The 3,980-nt window shown below is 58.9% G+C and carries 3 protein-coding genes; 1 reads left to right on the forward strand and 2 read right to left on the reverse strand.

Annotation, left to right across the window (positions count from 1 at the left end; translation table 11 throughout):
* Positions 1-775, reverse strand: a 775-nt coding sequence (locus C9413_RS29055) for an IucA/IucC family protein (RefSeq protein ID WP_246703877.1), incomplete at its 3' end; no start/stop codon positions are given.
* 850 nt (positions 776-1,625) lie between these two features.
* Here C9413_RS29055 and C9413_RS29060 point away from each other — a divergent pair.
* The gene (locus C9413_RS29060; RefSeq protein WP_040114468.1) at positions 1,626-3,179 is read left to right on the forward strand and encodes an ISL3 family transposase; all 1,554 of its coding nucleotides are present in this window, start codon (positions 1,626-1,628) and stop codon (positions 3,177-3,179) included.
* Here C9413_RS29060 and C9413_RS29065 read toward each other — a convergent pair.
* Positions 3,152-3,664: a transposase gene (locus C9413_RS29065; protein ID WP_082046645.1), complete on the reverse strand. Its 513-nt coding sequence runs from the start codon at positions 3,662-3,664 to the stop codon at positions 3,152-3,154. The two genes, C9413_RS29060 and C9413_RS29065, sit on opposite strands and share 28 nt — an antisense overlap.
* Between the last annotated feature and the right edge of the window lie 316 nt (positions 3,665-3,980).

Below are 3,980 nucleotides of genomic sequence, written 5' to 3' on the forward strand. Positions count from 1 at the left end.
CGGCCCGCCTACCGTCCGCCCAGTCGCGCCAGAGCTCGGGAAAGTTCCGGGCGAACCATTCCGAATAGCCGCCCACATGCGGCATCTTCTCCACATAGGCCCAATCGCTGCGGAGCGCCACGATGCGCAGGCGCACCCGCGCGCCGAACTCAGGCGACAATGCAACAACGTCCTCGGGGGCGAGGCCGGGCTTGGCCTTCCAGGTCGGATAGAATGGATGGCCTTCCAGCGCGCCCCATTGGTCGAGGGTCATCGCCGCGAGGTGCGGCGGCAAGTTTTCTTCGAGATAGGCGAGGAATCCAGACGCACCCGCTTGGGCGATTTGCCCCCTTAGCTCGGAGCTCCACTGTTCGCGATGGCGCCGCGCGAGAATGTCGTTACACACGCTGCTGTCGACGTCGCGCAGCAGATGCTCCAGTCCGTTGGGGGCCGGCGTAATCGCGAGAGACGGAACGACTTCGCTTATCAAGGCGGCGGGATCCTCGATCCTTTGCTGACCGCCGGTTCCATAAAGCACTTCGACCTGCCCGCGATTTTGCACTATTCCGGCGGGCGCAAGGCGCAGGTCAGTGAAATGTAGCACACGCTGCGAAGCCCAGAGGGGGAACCAAGCCTCCCGGTCATCCTTCGCCCACAGCAACGCATCTGGATCGAGCAGACGCTCAGCGAACAGGCAGCGAACCAGCCGGTTAATTGCGTTGCGCGATGCATTCGTCAGAAGCGCGCGATCTTCACTGTGGATGGGATCCGCAGCGGAAGAGATGTTCTTATCCATATATGGAGCCTCCGATCGCTCTGGAGCCGCATAGTCCGAGGGAGGCGTCAGCCAGCTGCGGTGTTGGGCCTTAAACTGCAAATGGGCGACTGCAGTGTTTTCGCGGTGGCACAAAGTTCTTAGCATCGCCTGCATGAAGATCTCCGGATCGACGACCGTTCCAAGGCTCTGTGAAGAGTGAATACACATCTATCTTAACGACGACATCAAAATGGTAGGCAGTTCCTTCCGGCTCGCGATGTTGAAGATACAAAATCGGTGCCAACCGCGCAGAAAGACCATCAGAAACCAGCTTTAGCCTGTTGTTCAATGGCTTAAATGAGAGTTCAGCAAGGAGACACCGAAACGCACCGTGTCTCGGAGTCGACAAAGCCACAATAGGTGTCGGCTCCGACGTTCCCCACGGCGGAAAGGATTTCCCCGCGGGTAGCGGCATTGATCTTTGATAATCGCCGCTAGGGGCCGCTCAACGACCACATTTATGAAAAGTATAGCGTTCAAGCAAGCGCATGGCTTGCATTTCGCGTTGGTAATACGTTCTACGGTTGCTCCCCCGGAGGCCTATCTTGACTTCCTTTTCTCTGATTTTCAGTGAGCCGTAATTTCGATTGATGTAGGCCGTTCCCCCAATAAATGATTCGGGCACGAAGCCCGCTTTTTTGCGCAGGACTTACGGCATGTTGATCCACTGTTTCGTCATCACTATTCCCGAGCCTTGCAATCGAGCTTGGATCGTCAGGTGAAGGCAGGGTCTCTGCGTTCGTTGTGTTCCGGCGTCCAATTTTGGCTCTGACTCAGTTTTGATGCAGTTGTGACGATGCTGCTTGCTGGTTTCCATAAAGGAATCAGCATGAGCACCAAGTTTCGCCCCTCTGATTTGGTACCAACTGGCTTCATCGCCGAACGCATCACCCACATTGACGATGAGACCTGCATTTTGCTTTCCCGAGCCGGTGCTGCGGCGGCGTGTCCGGCATGCGGACGAATGTCGCGAACGGTTCGAAGTCGCTATCGCCGCCAAGTCGCGGACCTTCCCCTCTCTGGGAAACGCGTCAGGCTGCTCGTGCAGACACGAAGGTTCGCTTGTGATGCCGTGCTCTGCGGCAGACAGATATTCGCTGAGCGGTTTGGCGATGTGCTGCCGCCCTATGCCAGACGAACCGGACGCCTCGAGCATGTCGTCCACCATTTGGCGCTTGCGCTTGGAGGACGCCCGGCGGCGCGTTTTGCCCAGCGGCTGATGCTTCCCCTCAGCAACGACACCTTGCTCCGCGTCATCCGCAGGCAAGGACTACCGCCGTCGACCCCGCCCTCGGTGATTGGCATCGACGACTGGGCCTGGCGGCGCAATCATCGCTACGGCACGATCGTGTGTGACCTGGAGCGTCGGCGGCCGGTCCGTCTGCTGCCGGACCGCGAGCCGGCGACGGCGGAAGCTTGGCTGCGGCAGAATGCCCAAATCCAAATCATTGCCCGCGATCGTGGCGGCGCTTACGGGTTGGCGGCCGCAAGGGCATTGCCCGATGCAGTGCAGGTCGCCGATCGATGGCATTTGATGGAGAATGCCAGCCGTGCGTTCCTGGATGCGGTCCGCAAATCGATGCGACAAATCCGCAAGACGCTCGGAGCAACGCGGGTCAATCCCAGGCTGCTGACCGCGGCCGAACGCCTTCAATACGAAGGCTATCTCCGGCGCGAACAGACCAACGCGGCCATCATTGCGCTGGCAAAGGACGGTGTCACGATCAAGGAAATCGTGCGCCGTACCGGTCATAGCCGCGGCTTGGTCCGCCAGGTGCTCAGAGGGCAACGAAACGATGTCTTTCGGTCACGGGAAAGCTCGTTGGAGCCATATCTCGAATGGCTCGACGCGCAATGGGCTGCCGGCAAGCGGAACGGCACTGAGCTGTGGCGGCGTTTGAGAACTCAGGGCTTTCGTGGTTCGCGCCGGGTCGTGAGTGAATGGGCCACACGGCGGAAGCGGGCCGACAAGGCCGATGCGGAATCATTGACCCGCATTCCCTCCGGCAGGACGATTGCTCGCCTCTTAACAACCAACAGAGACAACCTGACGAAATCCGAAACCGTCACCATCGCCGCGATCGAAAGCGGCGTCCCGTTGCTCATTGCGGCTCGCGATATCATTACCGACTTCCATCTGATGGTTCGGCGCAAATTGGAAAACCAGCTCGTGCCGTGGATCGACCGCGCCCGAGACAGTCTGGTCGCCTCCTTTGGCAACGGCGTAGCGAAAGACATTCAGGCGGTTCGGGCGGCGATCGTCACACCATGGTCCAATGGGCAAACCGAAGGGCTGATCACCAAGCTCAAGCTGGTAAAGCGCGAGATGTACGGACGCGGAAAGCTTGATCTTCTTCAAGCCCGCCTGATTGGCGCAACATGAGAGAATTGCACCAAATCTGCGTCAGAGCCAATTTTGAACGCCGATTGACACCCTTCCTCATGTCCGTAGCACCGCAGGCAAGGTAGACCCGAACGCCGGTCCCTGGTCCAATCATGCTGCTTCCACCGCCCGGATGAGCTTGTCAGAACGACGGTATCCACGCCGCTGTCAAAGCGGAGGCTTCGTCCGCAGCATAGTTGCAATTCGATCATCGGCGGCAAACCGCCGGCATCTTCGCGCCTATGGGGCGGGTTCTGCACAACAGGTATGTCAACCGGAAGGAACAGGGCATTCGGCGACGGCGCCAATAGTCCCTTCATCTTCAGCTCACGGCGCCATTTGTAAATCTGCTGCCGCGTCACATCGTGCCGGTGCGCGACTTCGGTCACCGTCGCACCATCGACCCCAACCGACATGACAATGTCGAGCTTCTTCTCATCGCTCCAACGTCGACGCCGTTCCTGTCCAAGAATATCGATCCGCATAAACAAATCCGCCCAAGACACGTCGCTAACGACGTCGTTAAACACGTGTCATAAGCGATTGCGAGGGCCTCTGACAGGCGGTGCCAATCGGGCGGTTACCGCTATCTGCAGGATAGTCCCGTATCGCGCCCTTCGCACTGTCAACTAACCGGTGATTAGCTTCGTCGGATGGGTTCAAGCCTGGAAAGAGGAATTGGCGTTTGAATTTCGGGGAGATGTCCGAAATCCGGCAGGGATGGCACCGGTGGGGAGAGAGCATGGAAGATGCAAGTCGCACGGCATGGGAGGCCGCACACGCTACGCAGGACCGGTGGAA

It is taken from the genome of Rhizobium sp. SEMIA 4085 (genome assembly GCF_013004495.1).
Lineage (GTDB): Bacteria > Pseudomonadota > Alphaproteobacteria > Rhizobiales > Rhizobiaceae > Rhizobium > Rhizobium gallicum.